Raw genomic sequence first — 18,984 nt, 5'->3', positions numbered from 1 at the left:
TATTTTCTAATGAAATAGCCCTCGACTCAAAATTAACAGTTTTTTGAACTTTGATTGGCGCAGGCTCTCAGCTTTTCTTGCTGCGCTTTATCATTCGTCAATACTTGCTTTAAGTCTTCACTACGTTGTTTTACAGCAACACCATAACTTTTATCATCACCCCAAACATCAGCAAGAATTTTTAAAGATGCATTATCATGATCCGTAAATAAGGCACCAGCTCTTGCTGCATCAATTTTATCATTTCCTAATATTTCCAAAGCTTCAACTCCAAGGTTCACAGCTGAATCAAAAGTTTCTCTTTTAAAACAAGTAACTCCCAACTTCATTAGTTCATAAGCATGTCTTCGATCTATTGCACGCGCCAATATTTTTAATTGAGGGTAGTGTTTGTACGCTAATTCTATAATCTCTAATGTTTTATCTCTTTCATCAACCGCAATTACTAATAACTTTGCTTCTTTAGCACCCGAAGCTTCTAATAAGTCTCGTCGGGCGGCATCACCATAGAATACTTGATTTCCAAATCGCCTAAGAAGTTCCACCTGACTTGGGCTATGATCAAGAATTGATAAATGATAGCCTTGGGCTACTAATAAACGGCCAACAATTTGTCCAAATCGGCCATAACCTGCAATGATCACATTTTCAGTGGCTTCAATATCTTCAACTGAATCAAACTCAGGATCATTTTGACTAGCCATAGAAAGTGATTTTTCATAAAACATGAGTAATAATGGGGCGCAGAGCATCGAAATTGCGACAATTAGGGTAATGATCTTCGTTTGTTCAGTACTCGTAATAAATAACCCACTTGTAAGCGACAATAAAACAAAGGCAAACTCCCCCCCTTGTGCTAAAGCAACAGTAAATAACAGCTTTTGATTACCTTGCATTTTAAAAATATTCGCCAGACAAAAAAGTACTAACGCCTTAATGGCAATCAGTGCAACAACAGATGTCGCAACAAATGTAAACTGCTCAAACAGCAAAGGAAAATCAATAGATGCACCGACTGTTATAAAAAATAACCCAAGCAATAGCCCTTTAAATGGTTCAATATCAACTTCTAGTTCATGTCTAAATTCACTTTCAGCCAATACAACACCCGCTAAAAAAGTTCCCAATGCAGGAGATAAGCCAATTTTTTCCATCAACAAGGCAATTGCTATCACGAGTAATAATGCAGTAACTGTAAAGATCTCTCTTAATCGTGTTTCAGCGATATATCTAAACAATGGCGACGAAATATATTTGCCTGCAAGAATAATAGCTGCAATCACTAACAAAGATATTATCACTTGACCATAAACAGGTAGATGAACAATAAGATTATGATTAGTGGAGTCAGTTATTGTAATATCTTTGAATGCAAGTAAGGGTACTATCGCAAGAATAGGGATCACGGCTATATCTTGAAAAAGTAAAACAGAAAATGCATTTTGACCTGCATCTTGTTTAATCCAGCCTTTTTCAGATAAGGTTTGTAATACAATGGCGGTTGAAGATAAGGCTAACATTAAGCCAATCGCAAGCGATGTTTGCCAAAATAAATTTAATGGGTAAAAACAAATAAAGAAAATAATTGCCGTAGTGACTGTTACCTGTAAACCTCCTAATCCTAAAATAGAATGCCTGAGTTTCCATAATCTCGCGGGTTGAAGTTCTAACCCCACTAAAAATAACATCATAACAACCCCAAACTCAGCAAAATGCATTACGCTGGTTTGGTCCCCTACTAAACCCAATAAATTAGGGCTGATAAAAATACCTGCAAGCAAATAACCTAATACCGAGCCAAGGCCAAGTCTATTCGCAACGGGAACAGCAACAACCGCTGCAACTAAGTAAATAACTGCCATTTCTAACATATTAAATATTTAACCTCTTTAAATACAATTACACTCAAGATTTTAACTTTATTAGAGTTAGCTTTAACCCACAGTCCCTTATATTATTTTCGATTTTTTTTTATCAAAACCAAATATGAAACCAAGAATACAACTGCATATATACTGGCATAAGCTAAAGCAGAAAATAAACCACCATTATTTCTAAAAAAGAGATTAGCACTATTCAACATAAAGTAACCATTTGGTAGATATATCGGCCCAAGAAATAGACCAAAAAAGAATCCAATCAAAATACTCCTTAAATAACCTTTTTTCACTAAGTTAACTATGACTGCTGTACTCATTACAAATAACACAATACCAAACACTGTTAACCCTATTACTACAGGCCAAAATAATCCGCGTGGATCAGATGCCATCACATTAATAGACAATGTCATTAATATCATAAAAAAAAGTAATTTACTGGCACTGGACAATATACTGTTCAATTTATGTGTATCTGGCATAAGTCAATTTCCTGCAAGGTTCTATTATTAAATCACTCAAGTTTGAATATAGTGCTATTTTTTAGAAAACATGACAACTTTCGTACTTTCAAAAGCTTGTTACAACGCCACTAATTAAAGCTATTTTAAAGGAGTTTATAAATTGATTTAAGCAAAAATCAATCTACACTTATAGGTTATTACTTTGCCTTTAATAGGCATAGGAGATCTGTTATGAGTCGTTTTTCTCCAGTAAATTTTAGCAAATATCTTTTGCTAATACTTACCACTTCAGCTGTTCTATTTTCTACACCAAGCATCGCGATTACAATTTCGGATGTTTCAACCACTAACTTCAGTAATTCTGATCATTATCAAGATGATGGAAATAGTCTTTATAGGGAATATTCAAGCAATCTAGATATAACAACTGTTACAAATAACAACAATGATGCAATTATCAATGGTCATTTGGCATGGTTTCATGGCATGCGTGTTGATCAACCAGAAGGTCCTAACTTTGCACTAATTTACCGACATAATATAGGCTACGAAATTACTTTCACAGTTAACGACCCAATTGAAGAAGGGTATGAAATCTCAATAGAGCAACACATGAAAGGCCTTATAACTGTGAGTCGAGAAGAAGCAATAAGTGTTTCTGCTACAGCTGGGTTAATGCTTGGCCGAGTCGATGAACATCAAGGAGATGGACCTATTCATTTAGCTGGTTTTTCTATCTCAGGAGGGGGGTTATCCGTTGACAGTGAAGCCACTGATACAGTGCAAACTATAACGATAGATGAAACTGATACTCAAAATTTAGCGACCCAATATATTGGTACTCACACATTTACAATGAGCTTTAGCTCCTTTCCCTCTCCAGCTTTAGTCAGTATTTTTCAAAATTCAGGAGGTGGGGAAACCTCAATTCAATTTGGTGTGACTTCCAATCAAGATGCTTTTCTTTATGGCAATGCAACGCAAAATGGCCTTATTGATTTGACACCTTTAGGTCACTTTTCTCAAATTAATATCACTTCATTAAACCTCACAGCACCAGACACCGATAATGATGGTGTAGCTGACAATATTGATAACTGCGTTCTTACTTCTAATCCTGATCAACTTGATACTGATGGAGATGGTGTTGGTGATGTGTGTGATAATTGCATGGAGACACCAAACTCAGATCAACTTGATACTGATGAAGATGGTATCGGTGATGTGTGTGATAATTGCCTAGACACATCAAATCCAGATCAGCTGGATATTGATGAAGATGGTATCGGTGATGTGTGTGATAATTGCATGGACACATCAAATCCAGATCAGCTGGATATTGATGAAGATGGTATCGGTGATGTGTGTGATAATTGCATGGACACACCAAACTCAGATCAACTTGATATTGATGAAGATGGTATCGGTGATGTGTGTGATAATTGCATGGGCACACCAAACTCAGATCAACTTGATACTGATGAAGATGGTGTTGGTGATGTGTGTGATAATTGCGTGGACACATCAAACCCAGATCAAGTCGACACTGATGATGACGGCATAGGTGATATGTGTGATAACTGCATTAATACAGTAAATCCAGATCAACTTGACTCTAATAATGACGGCACAGGGGACCTATGTGAACAAAGTGATGAGCAAGTAACTCTAATTCCTAAAAAAGTTAACTGTAAAACTTTAAAGGGAAATGTCCCTATGACACTTTTAGGAAGCATTGACTTTAATGTAAGCAGTATTGATATATTAACCTTAGATATTAACCAAGTGTCAGTTGCAGAAAAACATAATCGACTACATCTATCAGATATTAATAATGATGGTTATAACGATGCAAAGATTCATTTAAATAAAAGTGAATTCTGTAAAGCAATGGATACGCTTCCTGCTGGTAATCCCAAAGAGTTTATTTTAAATGGTCAGTTTGGTGATCCAAGCTCTAGTTTTGAATCTACAAATTCAGTGTTTATTAAAAAATAGAAAAAGCAGTTGATAAAATCAATAGAGAATGAGCCTCGGCCTTTCTCTATTAATTTTGTCCTTCAAAGGCGATAAAAGTAACATTGCTCAATGTTTAGACTTCGAAGACGCTAATTTATAACTATTAGAAGGTATATTCATAAAAAATAGTATTCGTATCACTGTGACTACTTGCTACAAAACCTACCTTTTCTAATAATTTTGCAGATGCTGTATTTTCAATATCAACACCCCCTATTAATTTTTTAATTAACTGCTCAGTGCGACAATTTTCTATCAATCCAAATAACAACTCACTGCCAAAACCCTGAGACCAGAAGTTTTCACCTAATAAATAACCTAGATGGGCTGTTGTGTTATCTGATTCAAAGAGAAATAAAAAGCCAATGATAGCCTTTGAATCATTATGGCTTATCATATATAAATGACTCTCCGTAAGCATTTTCGTAAGCCAAGCATCTGCATGTATTTCTGTTTTAATATCATGAAAGTATGGTGGTAAAGATTTAACAACCGAAGGAGTAAGTAATCTAATAATTGAAGAGCGTAATTCAGGCTTTGATGTGCCTAATTCCATGTTAGCGCGTACATTAGAAATCTTAAGCCTAGCTGTTTCAAAAGTAAATGACTCAAAAATTTTGTTCTTAATCACGTTTTTCCTCAAGAATTACCCCCTCGTTTATAGGGTTATTAATGGCATATAAAATACACCTATTTAGTATATCAATCAAAGAACTTAATTGAGCTACGCCATATCAGAAATGGTATGAAATGCTTATGGCGGCTTGTGACAAATACAAAAAAGCCGACTTAGGTGTCGGCTTGGGCACTTTTTTAATATTCTATTAAAATTATCCAGGATGATGATATTAATGAATATTAATTATTTAATAAAATGGGAAAATTTCTAACTAGACTAGTTGATAATCAAACATACAATCATCACCCGTTTCACAACCTACTGATCGAGTACAAACATTAGACTGCCCGTCGGTACCTGTACCACCGCCTACTTGTGGCGTCATAGCTGCAGGTAATGCATTATTATCTTTAGATAAGTTTTTAAGTTTCTTTTTATTTAGCTTAAGTTTCATATTACTACCTTATTTATGTTTACGCTTAAAACTGCAAACATAATATAGTAATATTTTAGTACACCCAGATGATTTCAAGCCAGTTTTAGATAATTTCAGGTCATAGCTTCAATATGACATTCAGTATTAACTAGTTAAATATTGCACTTACGACCTGAAAAGCGATGCAAGTGAGGTAAAAAACAAAAACTGGGAAAGTTTACTATCACCAACTCACATCAACTGCTAAATATTTATGATTAAATCACTTACCTCTCGAACTTGAATAGCTTGAATCATGCTGTCTGCATCTAAATGAGGATCAATTTCTCCTTTATTACGACGAGTGAGAGTCACGGTTAACATGCAATCTTCTTTAGTACCTGCACTAACAGTATTAAACATTTCTATTTGGTCTATATCTAAAGTATAAAAACCATCGTCTTCAGTTTCAATTGTTTCTTGGTCAGGATTTTCTTTATTTTTACAATTAAGATTTAAACGTATCTCCATTGTTTTATATTCACTTAAGCTGTCCCAATTAATATCAATATTGTCACTTTCTATATAATGTGTATTTTCTTGTGGTGAATGAATTTCAAAATTAGCAGGTAAATCTACTCTTGAATCTGGTGCATTTTCGAAATTCTCTCGCATTAACGCAAATGTAAATTGTGTATAACTATCAGCTGAATCTAAATATCCTTGATAATCAATATCCAAAATATCATGATCTTTTTTTAAACGAATTAACTGTCCTTGTGCATAAGCTGTTATGTAATCACCTTGACTTAAAGAAACGTTGGCTCCTGTTGATCTTTTCCGATTTAACTCAGCCGTGATTCGAGAACGACTATCAGAAGTCGCTTTTATGGTTATTAATGCTTGAATGTCTGATGTTTCTAATTTATCAGACTCTGTATTATCAGAAGAGCAACCCGTTAAAATTAGTAGTGAACTAATCATTGCAGCAACTTGATTTCCTTTCATTTTTATTTCCTATGTAAAAAATTATTAAATTAGTTTTATTGAAAAGTAATTCTTTTTAAAATATTAAGGCCAAAAATATATTATTGTCTTCACATTATTTTTGGCATGTACAACTTTCATTTCCCTTAGTCTCAACTTTTTAAAACGGATATAACCTATTAGAGAAATGTTATAGAAAAATCCTTCGAATATTTTTATTATTTTGTCTATGAGTAACAAGTATTATAAATTTTGAATATCTACGTTATAGGTACTTGCACTTCAAAATTATCAGAATTGGGGTTTCATTACCACTCAAATTAAATAGCTTAAATTAACCGTACTGATACTCTTTTATAAAGAAAGGTAAGTGATAATACCCACTTTTAAATTCACTGGTAAATATAAACATTTTTCCCCTAAATTTAATAAGCTTATTTCCTATATTTAACGATATGTTCCCAAAAAAATAGCGAGGTAAGTGATAAGTGCTTACAATTGAAATAAGACATCACGAGAGGTTAATTTGGTATTAAAATAAATTGATGTATATTTTAATGATTTAACGCTAAGGTGGCTGAAAGATAAAAACAAGATAAAAACAAGATAAAAACAAGATAAAAACAAGATAAAAACAAGATAAAACAATAAATGCCATATATTCTTTAGACAATAATTTTAATGCTCTGGGTGAGCGTAAGTCCAATATTTAAAATATAGCCCAGCTAATATTTGGGCTATATTCTGTTAACTCAATCTCTTTAAGCGGCTACTTTCGTTATTCTATTCTCTGATGCTTTTGTTGTAGTTACGATTTTATGCTCAGTCGCTAACCAATTATAAAGTAACGGTAATACAATTAAGGTAAAGAAAGTGCCAATCAACATACCAGCAACTAAAATAACACCTATGCTATTTCGTGCTTCAGCCCCCGCCCCTGTTACTAATACCAAAGGGAAATGACCTAATACTGTAGCAGCTGTCGTCATTAAAATTGGGCGTAACCTAGTGGCCGCCGCAGATTTAACAGCTTCAAGTTTTGTCAGTCCCTCTGACTGCATATGATTTGCAAACTCAACAATTAAAATACCATTTTTAGCAATAAGTCCAATAAGCGTAATTAGCCCTATTTGAGAGTAAATATTAATTGATGTAAACCCCAAAAAAGCCAACGATAATGCACCACTTAATGCCAAAGGTGCACAGCCAAGTATTACAACTAAGGGGTCTCTAAAACTATTAAACTGAATCGTTAAAACAAAATATACAACGATGAGTGAAACTAATAATACATTCACCATCGTATTTCCTTCTTTACGTAACTGCCTTGATTCACCTGCATAATCAATTGAATAGTTACTAGGTAATAATTTTGATGCAATATTCTCAACAGAAGATAACGCTTGTTCTTTTGTGATGTGGGGTAATGCACCAGCAAAAATTCTAAATGACTTTTGCTGATTAAAAGATCCTAAAATACGCGGACTTGTAGTATCTTTAATGTGAGCAAAACTAGATACTTTAACTAACTCACCTGAATCTGTACTTATTTGCATATCTAATATGCTTTCAGGGTTGTACTTGTCAGATTGACCTACCACAGGAATAACACGATACGCTTTACCGTTATCATTATATTGGTTCACATAATTATTAGACATTAAAACACTCAGTTGACTATTAAATTGCGAAAGTGTTAAACCAAGATCTGAAATCAAAGATCGATTTATGATTAACTCAGTTTGCGGCAAATCAATTTTTAAATCAGTATCAACAAACATGAAATTATTAGTTTGATATGCCTGAGCAATAATTTTCTCAGCATAATCACGCATTGTTTCTACATTATCGTTGGCGCGAATTACAACCTCTACATCAAATTGTCCTGCAGTAGGTAATGCAGATGGTAATATGGGTAATAGGGTTAATTCACTAATGCTACCCAATTTACCGTAAAGCTCAGGTAAGCTTTGTTGAACATTTTTTTGTCTTTGATCAAAAGCGTCAAGCTCTACCCCACCAAAGCCAGCTGCGGCAGATAGTATTTGCCAAATAAACTTGCTTCCATCTGTCGTTTTTAAAGTATCAACAACTTGATTCATATGAGTCGATGTATAATCTAATGATGACTCAGGAGGTGCCTCAACAACAACTTGAATACTACTTTGATCTTCAACTGGCGCGAGCTCTTTTTGTGAAAACATATAAAAAGGCACAACCAGTAAACTAAATACAATCGCCATAACAATTACTTGCGCACGCCAATTAAATACATGCACTAACAAGCTTAGATACCATTTTTGTAAACAATCAAATCCTTTATTAACTTTTACAGTTAATTTCCCCTCTTTTCCACCTTCAGGTGAAACATATGCACTCATAATAGGTGATAATGTAATTGCAACAACGCCAGAAATAAGAACAGCTACGGCTAAAGTAAATGCAAATTCTCTAAATAAAAACCCCGTTAAACCTGACAAAAAACCTATAGGCGCATATACAGCAGCTAATGTTAGAGTCATTGCGATAACAGGCACTAATAATTGCCTAGAACTCATTAATGCTGACTCAAATTCCCCTCTTCCTTCTCGCATATGCCGAGCCACATTTTCAACAACAACTATGGCATCATCAACCACTAAACCTACAGATAATACAACGGCTAAAATAGTGAGTAAATTTAATGAAAATCCCATTAAAGACATTACTGCAATAGCGCCTAAGATAGAAATTGGAATAGTGATCAGTGGAACGAGCGCTGTTCGAAATGACCCCATCATAGCGACTACGACAATGCCAACAAGTAAAACGGTTTCAATTAATGTTGTGAATATTTCATTGATAGCATCTCTCATATACAGCGTACCATCATACCCAATATTAATTTCCATACCTTGCGGCAAGGTCTTATTTACTTGTTCAAGTTTTTTATACAAGGCATCACCAATTGTAATTTCATTTGCGCCAGGTAATGGCCATACAGCAAGGAATATGATGGTATCGTGATCAAGTCGGGCATTTACAAACCCCTCTTCTTCTCCAATTTCCACCGTAGCAATGTCAGAAATTTTAATTTGTGCACCATCAATATTCGTAACAACTAATTGCTCAAAATCTGTAACCGTTTTTAAGGTTGTATTAGCCATGACATCGATGCGTTGACGACTGTTTTCACTATATCCTAAAGTTGCAATTGTATTATTATTCTGTAAAGCACTAAATACTTGATCAGCACTCAAATTAAACACAGCTAATTTATTGGAATCGATCCAAATACGCATTGCGGGGTTACGCCCACCTTCTAGTGTTATTTTTTGTATTCCGGGTATATCACTCAGTAAAGGCGTGACGTTACGAGCAAGGTAATCAGTTGCTTGACTACGAGTATGCTCTACAGATTTCACATCTAGATAAAAAAGCGCATATGGGCTGTCAGCACGCCTCACATTAACGGATGGATCTTCAGCACCTTCAGGCAGTTCAAATTTAATTTGGCCCAACTTTGTTGTCATTTCAGTTAATGCATCGTTGGTATCATAACTTAAGTCTAACCAAGCTGTAACTTTACTATTTCCTGAAGTCGTTATTGAATCAACATAATCAACACCTGGCACAGTGGCAGCAACTCGCTCTATTGGCTCAGTAACAAAGCCTTTCACAACTTCAGCTGAAGCGCCTGTGTATGTGGTTGTAATTTCAAGGGAGGCACTTTCAATTTTCGGATATTGCTGTACAGATATTTTGTTAGCTGAGTATGCACCTGCAAGCACTATTAATACAGATAATACGATTGCTAATATAGGCTTACGTACAAAGATATCCATAATGGAAGGTTTATGTTCATTATCCATGCTCATAATTATTCTCCCTTATTAACATTTTCAGTTATAGAACCTGCATTTATTTGCTTTGGATATACAAGTAAACCTTCTCGTAATTTAAAAGTACCTTCTGTAGAAATACGTTTACCTGCTTCTATACCTGACTTTATAATCTGTTGATCTTCAATCCTTTTACCTAACTCAACTTTTATTTTATGGGCACGATATTGCTGATTATCATCTTTTTCTAATACAAAAAGATAATTACCCGATTGATTACGGCTAACAGCAGAGTTAGGTACAAGTACAAGACTTTGGCTTGGTTTTACAACTTTAATTTTAACAATTTCATTATGCTCGTACCATTGACGTCCATTATCTAATGCAGCTCGATAAAGCATATGTCGAGATTGGCTCTTTATTTGACTATTTTTTGCAATGATTGTGGCTGTTTTATAACGTGTTTTAACATCATTAATTGCTTTAATTAAAACCGAATCACCCAATTTTAGTTTTTCTTTAGTTTGCGCTAATTGAAAATCAATCCAAACCACAGACTCACTACCAACAAGTGTTGTAATGTCTGAATTAATCGCAATGAACTGCCCAACTTGATAAGTCTCTAAACCTACAACCCCATCAAATGGCGCTAAGATTTCTTTTTTAGCAATAATGGCTTTAAAATTTTCTACCGATGCTTTATCAACATGTAATTGTGCATTGGCTGTATCAAACTCTTGTTGACTGACTTTTTTATTGCTTAACAGCTTAGTCATTCTAGAAAAGTTATTCTTAGCAAGGCGTAAGTTTGCTTCTGCCGCATCTAATTGGGTTTGCTCTTCTACTGAGTTAATTGCTAAAAGTAATTGTCCTTTTTTAACCGTTTGACCTGCAGAAAAATTTACTTTAGTAATAATACCCGAGAGTTCATTTTGTAATTTTACAACTTGCGTAGCAGATACTTGTCCTGTTACTTCTTCACTTTCTTGATATTGCGTAGTTGTTGTAATAATACTATTGACTGTAGCTGAAGGTTCTGGAAAAGACTCTGCCATTGAAATAGCAGCTTGGATTTGTTGAAATTTGGCAAAACCCAATCCAGATACTGTAATAGCAATGATAAAAATGGTGATAAACCAACGGTATAGTTTCATAATAGTGCTCCAGTAAGGAAATAAGTTATCTTAATTGCATTTCAACTAATAAATTGGCTACTTTCGTTATCCCATCTTGATTAAGCGGGGTTTGCCATTCATATGAATTAATTAATCGTTTTAAACTCTTAAGTACAGGCGCATCAATAGCGACAGCTTCATTAAGAGAATCTGTACCATCAGAAATATGGCGAATGTGAACAATACGATCCACATATTGATAGCCCATTAATAATGCCCAACATCCTAAATTAATTTCTTCAATCATTTCTTCAGTATTGCCATTAAGCTTTAATTCACCTGAATAAGCCGCTTGATGCATGCATTTACTAAATACCTGATCACAATCTTCATTCGCTTTAATCATTCTATCTGTCCACAGTGATGAAGCTCGGCTGATCACAAGATCATTACCTGCAAATGACTCTAAATGACTATCAAATGAATAAACTTGCGTTTTTGAAGGATTAAGCAAAGCAATCGCTGTAATTTTTTCAGGTGTGGTAAGTGGTAAAGCTAATATTTTTTTAAAAATAGTTGACTGAAAATGAAATACTCTTGTCGCTAATGCAAAAATAATGTCTTCTTTACATTGAACATGCTTATAAATAGAGCCCATAGAAAGTTTGGCTGCCTTAGAAACTGCTGACATCGTAAAATCTAATACTGAAGTTTGTGAAATACATTCTGCTGCTGCATTTAGAATGATTTCTTCCTGTTCTTGGGGGCTGTATTTAGGAGCGGGAGCCATAATGTGTTCTCTTTTCAATTAAGTTAAATTCTGTTTTTATCACTTTGAATTTTATTCGAACACCATTCGAATGCGGTTATTTTTAACCTGTTAGATTTAAAAGTCAAGCTTTGAGTGATTAAAAAATAATAAGACGAGCAATCAATTTTATCTCCTTAATCAAAAATAAAACATCTCTAATTATTAATTTTCGCAATAAAGCAAACAGGTTATCATCATCTCGCTATGTTTAAGTTATACTGACGATAACTTTATTTAGATAGTCAGGAATTCAATGAATATTCAGGAAATCGCGGTTTCAAATAGACAAAAGAAAAAAATCCAACGAGATGTTAATAGCGAAAAAGTATTGCAACTTGATGATAACGGCGATGTCATTATACATGTTGCTTCATATGTTCATTTTAAAGAGTCAATGAAAGGCAATGATGCCACACCAATTGAGGCAATTGTTGGTGACGGTGTATTAGATTTTAGCGCTGAATATTTTGTATTTAGTTAACAACTGTTAACTAAGGCTATGGTAATTAAGTTAACATAGCCTTTCTGATTCGAATAAATCAACCCTAAGTAAAAAAGCAATTACCCAGTACTTTTATAGACTCAAAGCATAAGTTCACCATAAAAGTCTCAAACTTCTGTAATAGCCCCAAACTTAAAACGATATTATAATCCTGTCATTTTACTCAAGTGTGAATTTAAAGTTAAGGATACTTTGTAATCCGGTGCTGTTACTTGTATTAAAGCATCTTCAAATGGGCCTTTGGTAAAATTTGAGTAAATATCATTCGACAACCCATAAGGCTCACTTGGCATGCCTGCAAATGGAAAAATCATTCGGCTTAAGGTCCCATTTTTATCTTCATCGTGGATCACACTGACTGCATAATTTCCTGCGGGGATGTTTTCAAATATCACTTGGGTAAACGGAAATTGAGGTTCAATAATCAAACGCTTGAAAAACTTAATACTGTTTAAATCAAAGTCATCATCACTGTAATAACTTGCGCTGTTATCATGTAAATAAACCAATAACTGCCCTTTTGCACTTTCAACACCATTAATATCCACTGTTAATTGGGTTTTAGCTCCTTGCACCTTGTTAACACTGATACTACTAACGCTCGAACAACCACTAAACAAGCTTGTCGCAAGTAATATTGGTATTAGATTATTATGTTTCATTGTATTAGCTCCTTGTATAAAAATTACCGTAAGTGATATTTGCAAGTAATCCATTCTAACTTTTTCTTAGCTCTAGTGAGAGTCACTCATCTTCTTGGCTATTTTATCAAGATAACATTTGTAACTCTTAAAGGGTCATTTTTATTACTGATCAGACATTGTTTTTCTGTATTGATTTGACTTCTCGATATGTTATATTATAACAAAACATAGAAGAACATGAATCATGAAACTACAACTACTGAGTGACAATACGGCCATAGGCCTTTCCATGTTGTGTATAGCACATTGTTTATTCCTACCCATAATTCTAATTTTTATTCCTTCGATTTCAGCTGTGCTCTTTTTAAATAATGAATTATTTCATCAAGTACTACTTTATATGATTGTCACAATCAGCTCAGTGGCACTGTTAATCGGTTTTATAAATCATAAAAATCACTGGATTTTGTTTCTGGGTTGTTTTGGTCTATTACTACTCATTCTTGCAGTCTTTTTAAGTCATGCAATTATTGGGGAATATGGAGAAATAACTTTAACTGTCATTGGCTCTAGTATTTTAACTCTCGGACATATTAAAAATTATAAACAGCGTCACCTGCACTGTAACAATTTCACTGAAAATGCATTTAAAATCTAAATCTACCTGCCAACTCTTAAATTTAGATCTATGTGTAATTGAATCGACTTAAAACCACTTCCCAACTTTAATTTAAATTGGACTATCGCAACATGAATAAAAACTTACCTGATATCACTTCAGGTCTAAATGCCTTTACTGAACTGCCATTACGCTGGGTGGGTATGGAAGCAATAGCCATTCCTTTACAGATCCCTATTTCTGAAAACCAAACAATAACTACCAATGCCAAAGCGGATGTATTTGTAAGTTTAGATAAACAAGATGCGAAAGGCATTCATATGTCTAGATTATATTTAAAGCTAAAACACACCTTGACAGCTCATTCGCTCAATGGACAAGTATTATCTCAGCTTCTTAATGATTTAATAACATCACAGCAAGGCTTAAGCGAGTCAGCAAAAATAAATCTACAGTTTGATCTTACCCTGTATAAAAAAGCGCTGCTCAGTGATGAATTTGGCTATCAAAGTTATCCAATCACTTTAACGAGAGAATACACCTATGGAAAAACAATAACGGAACTGTCGTTAACCATCCCTTATTCTAGTACCTGTCCGTGTTCAGCAGCATTATCTAGGCAAGCTTTAAGTGATGTGATTGAACAACGTTTTAATGACGGTTATATTAACAAACAAGAACTTATGCATTGGATAAGCTCTGAGCAAAGCTCTGTTGCGACACCACATAGTCAACGCTCTTATGCCTATTTAAAATTAAAACTCAATAATAAAAATTTGCCTAATTTACCAAGTCTAATAACTGAATTTGAACAAGTGATAGGTACTCCGGTACAAACAGCTGTCAAACGCGCTGACGAACAAGCTTTTGCAAAACTAAATGCTGAGAATCTAATGTTTTGTGAAGACGCAGCAAGAAGATTAAAGCAATCACTTGAAACAAATAACAACTTTATTGGATACTGGTTTAAAGTAGAACACCAAGAAAGCCTACATGCACACAATGCTGTAGTAATTGATTACAACGAGCAACCTTATGAATAAATTAATTAAATCCTTCTCTATTTGTGCTTTTATGTCTGTATTAACTGGATGTGAACACCCCAATCACACTATCCCATCAAAAGAGACTGAGCTTCAAAAGCAAAATATACCTAAAATGCCGATTAAAATTGCAACTTGGAATGCTGAACATTTAGCTTACCCGAACACCAGTGGCTGTAAACCAAGAAGCTCAATAGATATATTAAAAATGAAAAATTACGCAAAGCGCTTAGATGCAAAAATTATTGCGTTACAAGAAGTCGCATCTGAAGATGCTTTAAGATTAATTTTTCCTAAAAAAAGTTGGCAAATTATATTGTCTGACAAGCCAGATAGTCCTAGCTATGAATGTAGAAAAAATGGATTTACTTCCACACAACAAAAAGTTGCTTTTGCCGTTCACAAGTCAGTGCCAATCCTTAAAGTAAATCATAACGATCAGTTTAATTTAGGTATGCCAGGATTGCGTTATGGGTTGGCGATTACTGTTAAAACAGCTTTAGGCAATACTGAAATCCTAAATTTACATTTAAAAAGTGGCTGTTTTATAAATGATTATCTCAAAAGTGACTCTCGTGCATGCCAAACACTTGCTAAGCAAGTACCTTTATTAGATTCATGGATCGAACACCGTGAAAATATAACCAGCCCTTATATCATTCTTGGGGATTTTAATCACAGGCTATCAACCCCCGCCAACCGTATGTTTCAAGAGCTTAATAATATTGAAAATAAAACAGTATCAAATCTACACCTGACAACGCAAAATTTAATAAGTTGTCACCCGAGGTATCCCGCGCCGATTGATCATATCATTATTGGTGGTACAAAAATGAATATTAAAGACATATCAGCACATGTTCACAGTTATATTAATATGAATGAGACTGCAATGCTAAGCGATCATTGTGCGATATCGATAAACATCTAAAGCCGGAAAACTTTCGTTCGGGCACTCAGATAAATTGATGTGAGTGCCCACAAACTCCATATTAAAGATACTTCATAATATGAGTTTCAGTTGGATTTAATGTAATGATAAGCTAATTTTTGATTGAACTAAGGTCTGTTGATAATTGCTGAAACTTTTTAATCATCACATGAAATACAGCATCAAAAGCCCCTCTATTTATCGCGCCTTTTAATTGTTCAATAACAATATCAACTTGACCTTTTTGCACATTCAATAAGGTTGCCCCAGGCTCAATAACATCAAGAGGCACAATACACCCACCTAAATTAAGGGCTAATGAAATTTCATTTTGCTGTTTGTTTTGTTTGGTATCTTTAATAATCACATGTTTACGTGCTTGTTCAGGGGTTAATTGAGATAATAATTGAATCATTTTCATCTTTTATATCCTGTTTTAATTTTAGGTTCAAAAACAAGATAGCGATTGAATGTGACAATTTAAATATCATTATTTTAAGTGCAAATTATTCCTAAGGTTAACATATTATGATCTTAAGTATTACCAGCTAAATGTAAGGGGTGTACATTTATGAAGATTATTTTTCTCAATTGAAATCTGTCTAGTGAAATCTGGGAAGTTCATATCGCCTGTGTAAGGAAGATGATTGTGATCTTGAATTCAATGATTCGAGATGGTCTCATGTGGGATCCTAAAATGCGTTAAATTAGAAATTGACACCATAGTCACTTTATTTGTTATATGCAAACTACGCTAATTTTTTATACAAAGGATAATAAACTAACCCACTAATCAACACTGGATATACTAACCCCAGAATGACCTCTGTCAAAGCGGGAACTAATGCCTGAATATCATGCAAGGTAGCTAGTAGACCTGTTATTGATATTAAAGTCAGAATAACCCCAGCGATCATTGAAAAGTTAATTTGACTCTTATATATGTCGCTTAGCTCAGAATCGTTGTCTGGTTTTTCCAAAAATAAGTATTTAAAGCCTACGATAGAATTTACTGCCTTTGAAAGACCAAACACAACAATAGTCAGTCCGTATATAAATGGAAATATGGAAATAAACGTTGAAGCATCAATAAATACTCTTATGTTTCCAGACACTAAGACGCATGATAACCATACAACTCCCACGCACATTAGCCAACCTAGAATATTACTCATTGCATCTCCTTTGCATATAACCTTGCCTAAATTGTGGAGCATATTGGCTTATTTTTTGTGGTTTCGCAAAAAATATGACAATACGCGGAATCAAATTTCAGGCACTTGTCAGTTGTACTATTTACGATACTCGTATTTTACTTTTAAATCAGCACTTTTCCTGCCATTTGGATTAATACGGCGAGCCTTGTATAGATCTGAAACACTTATAACTAATTCTGTATCGTTCACCCAACGTACTTCAAGTCCTATTTCTTCTGGGCGCCCAGCAAAAGTGAATATATTTTCTGCGGTCAATTTTGGGTTATCGCTTTTAACATCTACACCACCAAAGAAGTCTGTTGTGGCTCCACCACAATCACCAATAGAAATTTCTGCTACTTGTTTTCCATCAGGGGAAACTACAGACTTTACTGCTTCATGATAACAACTGGATTCACAACTTTTAAGGAGAAGGGAAAAAGCAACCCAAAGGGCTAATAATATCCAAAACGAATATCCACCGAAATTGAAAAGGCCTTTTTTAATTGCAGAACGCATCAACTCTCCATGTACAACTAACGAGCCTGTAGCATTACCCGTTTTTATTTATATTTTTAAATCGGGACACTCTACTGATATTAAATTGTTTTAACAATCAAAAACGTTTACGTTTTTGCTGATTTTTTATTTTTATAACTAGAATGAAGATAATGGTGGTATTTAAATGATATTTGAGGTGCTTTTGTGAGTTTTATCTTTAATGCAGGCTATTTCTAAGCTTTTCAATGTTATGAACTAAACAGTACATCTGCCATTGTACATTCTCTTTATCTTGTCCTCGTAAGGTGAACTTATTTAAGCTTTTATTGACTGTGGTATTGCTACTTTTTATGACAAAGTGAGGTTCTATTGCTCCACATATTCATGTCATCATGCCATGTGGTTATTATAATGGTGATAAAACCAGTGGCATAAAGGTAATAAACAATTTCTATTTAATGAGTTTACTTTAGCCAAAGTATGGCGAGCACAAATACTAGAAGCAATTAACAAACATAAGCAAATTAATTTACCCCCAACATACCCAAAGAAATGGGTGGTAGATTGTCGCAAAGTGGGCTTTGGTGAAAAAGCGTATCAATACCTTTCTCGCTATTTATATCGCGGTGTCTTATCTGATAATGACATCATCGATTTCGATGCCAACACCGTCACCTTTAAATACCAGGATAGCCAAACAAAAAAAATCGCAACACGCATATTACCCGTTCTGAAATTTTTATGGTTGATATTGCAACATGTGCTCCCTAAAGGGCTACAACGTATCAGAGATTGTGGCTATTTACGTGGCAATGCCCGGTGTTTATTAAATCAATTACAATATTGGCTTAAAGTGCAGTTACCAGCACAAAGTGATGTGCCAATAAAGCAAGTGTGTTGTCAGCTGTGCCAACATGAAATAACGCTTTATGCGATGCGCCTTGGTCGTAAAGTCGTATTTGGCCGACGATATAAAACAAGGATGTGACACGAGCAAATGACTTGCAACAGCCGTAAGTAAAATTAAGATGGGAGTATGTTTATTAGTATTAAAAACAAATAGAGAGCAACGCGCTATTACGATAAAGTGCTAATTAACCTGAGATCTGGTTAAGCATCGCCATTTATTAGTCTGGCATCATACCAAATACATCTGCTGATAGTTTTATACACGGCTTCTGTTTCTTTAAGCAATAAGCCACTATTCCAGATATCAAGTTGAGCATGAAACTTGTTTCACTGCGATGGCGGCTATGTTCTATTTGAGATATATTTTTCAACTGGTCATTGATAGTTTCAATGATGTATCTCTTTGATAACATGGCTCTATCGAAGGCTGACATGGCTTTCGACTTCATGTTTTTTCGAACTGTTGTAATCAAATCTACATCGAGTTCCTTTAGTTTTTCATTTAACT

18 protein-coding genes and 2 pseudogenes are annotated in these 18,984 nt (G+C 34.4%); 6 read left to right on the top strand and 14 right to left on the bottom strand.

From position 1 onward, the window contains the following. Positions 1-32: 32 nt before the first annotated feature. Both BM088_RS23265 and BM088_RS23260 read right to left on the bottom strand, forming a co-directional pair. Complete coding sequence (locus tag BM088_RS23265) at positions 33-1,871, bottom strand: monovalent cation:proton antiporter-2 (CPA2) family protein (protein ID WP_091990542.1); 1,839 nt, start codon at positions 1,869-1,871, stop codon at positions 33-35. Positions 1,872-1,954: 83 nt separating this feature from the next. Then, a complete protein-coding gene (locus BM088_RS23260; protein ID WP_091990540.1) occupies positions 1,955-2,362 on the bottom strand; it encodes a hypothetical protein in 408 nt (135 codons plus the stop codon). 213 nt (positions 2,363-2,575) lie between these two features. Between BM088_RS23260 and BM088_RS28030 the strand changes: the two genes are divergently transcribed. Continuing rightward, the gene (locus BM088_RS28030; RefSeq protein WP_091990538.1) at positions 2,576-4,342 is read left to right on the top strand and encodes a thrombospondin type 3 repeat-containing protein; all 1,767 of its coding nucleotides are present in this window, start codon (positions 2,576-2,578) and stop codon (positions 4,340-4,342) included. A gap of 124 nt (positions 4,343-4,466) precedes the next feature. Here the strand turns inward: BM088_RS28030 and BM088_RS23250 are convergent, their stop codons facing one another. From BM088_RS23250 to BM088_RS23225, 6 genes are all read right to left on the bottom strand, one after another. Continuing rightward, on the bottom strand, positions 4,467-4,994 hold the full coding sequence (locus BM088_RS23250) for a GNAT family N-acetyltransferase (RefSeq protein WP_091990535.1): 528 nt from the start codon (positions 4,992-4,994) through the stop codon (positions 4,467-4,469). A gap of 259 nt (positions 4,995-5,253) precedes the next feature. Continuing rightward, positions 5,254-5,436, bottom strand: a complete 183-nt coding sequence (locus BM088_RS23245) for a hypothetical protein (RefSeq protein ID WP_091990532.1) — start codon at positions 5,434-5,436, stop codon at positions 5,254-5,256. Between the two features lie 225 nt (positions 5,437-5,661). Beyond that, on the bottom strand, positions 5,662-6,405 hold the full coding sequence (locus BM088_RS23240; protein ID WP_091990529.1) for a hypothetical protein: 744 nt from the start codon (positions 6,403-6,405) through the stop codon (positions 5,662-5,664). 740 nt (positions 6,406-7,145) lie between these two features. Next, positions 7,146-10,241, bottom strand: a complete 3,096-nt coding sequence (locus BM088_RS23235) for an efflux RND transporter permease subunit (RefSeq protein WP_091990527.1) — start codon at positions 10,239-10,241, stop codon at positions 7,146-7,148. 2 nt (positions 10,242-10,243) lie between these two features. Next, complete coding sequence (locus BM088_RS23230) at positions 10,244-11,359, bottom strand: efflux RND transporter periplasmic adaptor subunit (RefSeq protein WP_091990525.1); 1,116 nt, start codon at positions 11,357-11,359, stop codon at positions 10,244-10,246. A 25-nt stretch (positions 11,360-11,384) separates the two neighbouring features. Next, the gene (locus BM088_RS23225; protein ID WP_091990522.1) at positions 11,385-12,110 is read right to left on the bottom strand and encodes a TetR/AcrR family transcriptional regulator; all 726 of its coding nucleotides are present in this window, start codon (positions 12,108-12,110) and stop codon (positions 11,385-11,387) included. Between the two features lie 274 nt (positions 12,111-12,384). On the opposite strand from BM088_RS23225, the gene BM088_RS23220 reads away from it, so the two are divergent. After that, positions 12,385-12,612 (top strand): hypothetical protein, encoded by a 228-nt coding sequence (locus BM088_RS23220; RefSeq protein WP_091990519.1) that lies wholly within the window; start codon positions 12,385-12,387, stop codon positions 12,610-12,612. 164 nt (positions 12,613-12,776) lie between these two features. Here the strand turns inward: BM088_RS23220 and BM088_RS23215 are convergent, their stop codons facing one another. Continuing rightward, complete coding sequence (locus BM088_RS23215; protein ID WP_091990517.1) at positions 12,777-13,295, bottom strand: DUF2141 domain-containing protein; 519 nt, start codon at positions 13,293-13,295, stop codon at positions 12,777-12,779. 226 nt (positions 13,296-13,521) lie between these two features. Here BM088_RS23215 and BM088_RS23210 point away from each other — a divergent pair, with 226 nt between their 5' ends. From BM088_RS23210 to BM088_RS23200, 3 genes are all read left to right on the top strand, one after another. Continuing rightward, the gene (locus tag BM088_RS23210; RefSeq protein WP_245763903.1) at positions 13,522-13,935 is read left to right on the top strand and encodes a MerC domain-containing protein; all 414 of its coding nucleotides are present in this window, start codon (positions 13,522-13,524) and stop codon (positions 13,933-13,935) included. Positions 13,936-14,027: 92 nt separating this feature from the next. Beyond that, entirely contained in the window at positions 14,028-14,939 is a 912-nt protein-coding gene (gene folE2 / locus BM088_RS23205) for a GTP cyclohydrolase FolE2 (protein ID WP_091990512.1), read from the top strand. Continuing rightward, positions 14,932-15,870 (top strand): endonuclease/exonuclease/phosphatase family protein, encoded by a 939-nt coding sequence (locus tag BM088_RS23200; RefSeq protein WP_091990510.1) that lies wholly within the window; start codon positions 14,932-14,934, stop codon positions 15,868-15,870. The genes folE2 and BM088_RS23200 overlap by 8 nt, the downstream gene beginning before the upstream one ends. Before the next feature lie 112 nt (positions 15,871-15,982). Here the strand turns inward: BM088_RS23200 and BM088_RS23195 are convergent, their stop codons facing one another. From BM088_RS23195 to BM088_RS23180, 4 genes and pseudogenes are all read right to left on the bottom strand, one after another. After that, the gene (locus BM088_RS23195; protein ID WP_091990508.1) at positions 15,983-16,291 is read right to left on the bottom strand and encodes a hypothetical protein; all 309 of its coding nucleotides are present in this window, start codon (positions 16,289-16,291) and stop codon (positions 15,983-15,985) included. Between the two features lie 328 nt (positions 16,292-16,619). After that, entirely contained in the window at positions 16,620-17,045 is a 426-nt protein-coding gene (locus tag BM088_RS23190; RefSeq protein WP_091990505.1) for a hypothetical protein, read from the bottom strand. 117 nt (positions 17,046-17,162) lie between these two features. Next, a complete protein-coding gene (locus BM088_RS23185; protein ID WP_091990503.1) occupies positions 17,163-17,585 on the bottom strand; it encodes a hypothetical protein in 423 nt (140 codons plus the stop codon). Positions 17,586-17,784: 199 nt separating this feature from the next. Beyond that, a pseudogene (locus BM088_RS23180) lies at positions 17,785-17,943 on the bottom strand (transposase); the annotation flags it as partial. Positions 17,944-18,003: 60 nt separating this feature from the next. Here BM088_RS23180 and BM088_RS23175 point away from each other — a divergent pair. Then, positions 18,004-18,555: pseudogene (locus BM088_RS23175) on the top strand (IS91 family transposase); the annotation flags it as partial. A gap of 139 nt (positions 18,556-18,694) precedes the next feature. On the opposite strand, the gene BM088_RS23170 reads toward BM088_RS23175, so the two are convergent. Continuing rightward, positions 18,695-18,984 (bottom strand): transposase (locus tag BM088_RS23170; RefSeq protein WP_281247192.1); only part of this gene is annotated, 290 nt, incomplete at its 5' end.

It is taken from the genome of Pseudoalteromonas denitrificans DSM 6059 (assembly GCF_900112265.1).
In the GTDB taxonomy this organism is placed as follows: Bacteria; Pseudomonadota; Gammaproteobacteria; order Enterobacterales; family Alteromonadaceae; genus Pseudoalteromonas; species Pseudoalteromonas denitrificans.
The sequence above is the reverse complement of the archived record's forward strand: the minus strand, read 5'-3'. Positions and strand labels throughout refer to the sequence as shown.

What these genes read in the sequence shown, in the direction of transcription:
- BM088_RS23200 (WP_091990510.1), top strand. Translation starts at nt 14,932, where the DNA reads ATGAATAAATTAATTAAATCCTTCTCTATTTGTGCTTTTATGTCTGTA.
- BM088_RS23185 (WP_091990503.1), bottom strand. Translation starts at nt 17,585, where the DNA reads ATGCGTTCTGCAATTAAAAAAGGCCTTTTCAATTTCGGTGGATATTCG.
- BM088_RS28030 (WP_091990538.1), top strand. Translation starts at nt 2,576, where the DNA reads ATGAGTCGTTTTTCTCCAGTAAATTTTAGCAAATATCTTTTGCTAATA.
- BM088_RS23260 (WP_091990540.1), bottom strand. Translation starts at nt 2,362, where the DNA reads ATGCCAGATACACATAAATTGAACAGTATATTGTCCAGTGCCAGTAAA.
- BM088_RS23240 (WP_091990529.1), bottom strand. Translation starts at nt 6,405, where the DNA reads ATGAAAGGAAATCAAGTTGCTGCAATGATTAGTTCACTACTAATTTTA.
- BM088_RS23190 (WP_091990505.1), bottom strand. Translation starts at nt 17,045, where the DNA reads ATGAGTAATATTCTAGGTTGGCTAATGTGCGTGGGAGTTGTATGGTTA.
- BM088_RS23245 (WP_091990532.1), bottom strand. Translation starts at nt 5,436, where the DNA reads ATGAAACTTAAGCTAAATAAAAAGAAACTTAAAAACTTATCTAAAGAT.
- BM088_RS23225 (WP_091990522.1), bottom strand. Translation starts at nt 12,110, where the DNA reads ATGGCTCCCGCTCCTAAATACAGCCCCCAAGAACAGGAAGAAATCATT.
- BM088_RS23265 (WP_091990542.1), bottom strand. Translation starts at nt 1,871, where the DNA reads ATGTTAGAAATGGCAGTTATTTACTTAGTTGCAGCGGTTGTTGCTGTT.
- BM088_RS23195 (WP_091990508.1), bottom strand. Translation starts at nt 16,291, where the DNA reads ATGAAAATGATTCAATTATTATCTCAATTAACCCCTGAACAAGCACGT.
- BM088_RS23220 (WP_091990519.1), top strand. Translation starts at nt 12,385, where the DNA reads ATGAATATTCAGGAAATCGCGGTTTCAAATAGACAAAAGAAAAAAATC.
- folE2 (WP_091990512.1), top strand. Translation starts at nt 14,028, where the DNA reads ATGAATAAAAACTTACCTGATATCACTTCAGGTCTAAATGCCTTTACT.
- BM088_RS23210 (WP_245763903.1), top strand. Translation starts at nt 13,522, where the DNA reads ATGAAACTACAACTACTGAGTGACAATACGGCCATAGGCCTTTCCATG.
- BM088_RS23230 (WP_091990525.1), bottom strand. Translation starts at nt 11,359, where the DNA reads ATGAAACTATACCGTTGGTTTATCACCATTTTTATCATTGCTATTACA.
- BM088_RS23235 (WP_091990527.1), bottom strand. Translation starts at nt 10,241, where the DNA reads ATGAGCATGGATAATGAACATAAACCTTCCATTATGGATATCTTTGTA.
- BM088_RS23215 (WP_091990517.1), bottom strand. Translation starts at nt 13,295, where the DNA reads ATGAAACATAATAATCTAATACCAATATTACTTGCGACAAGCTTGTTT.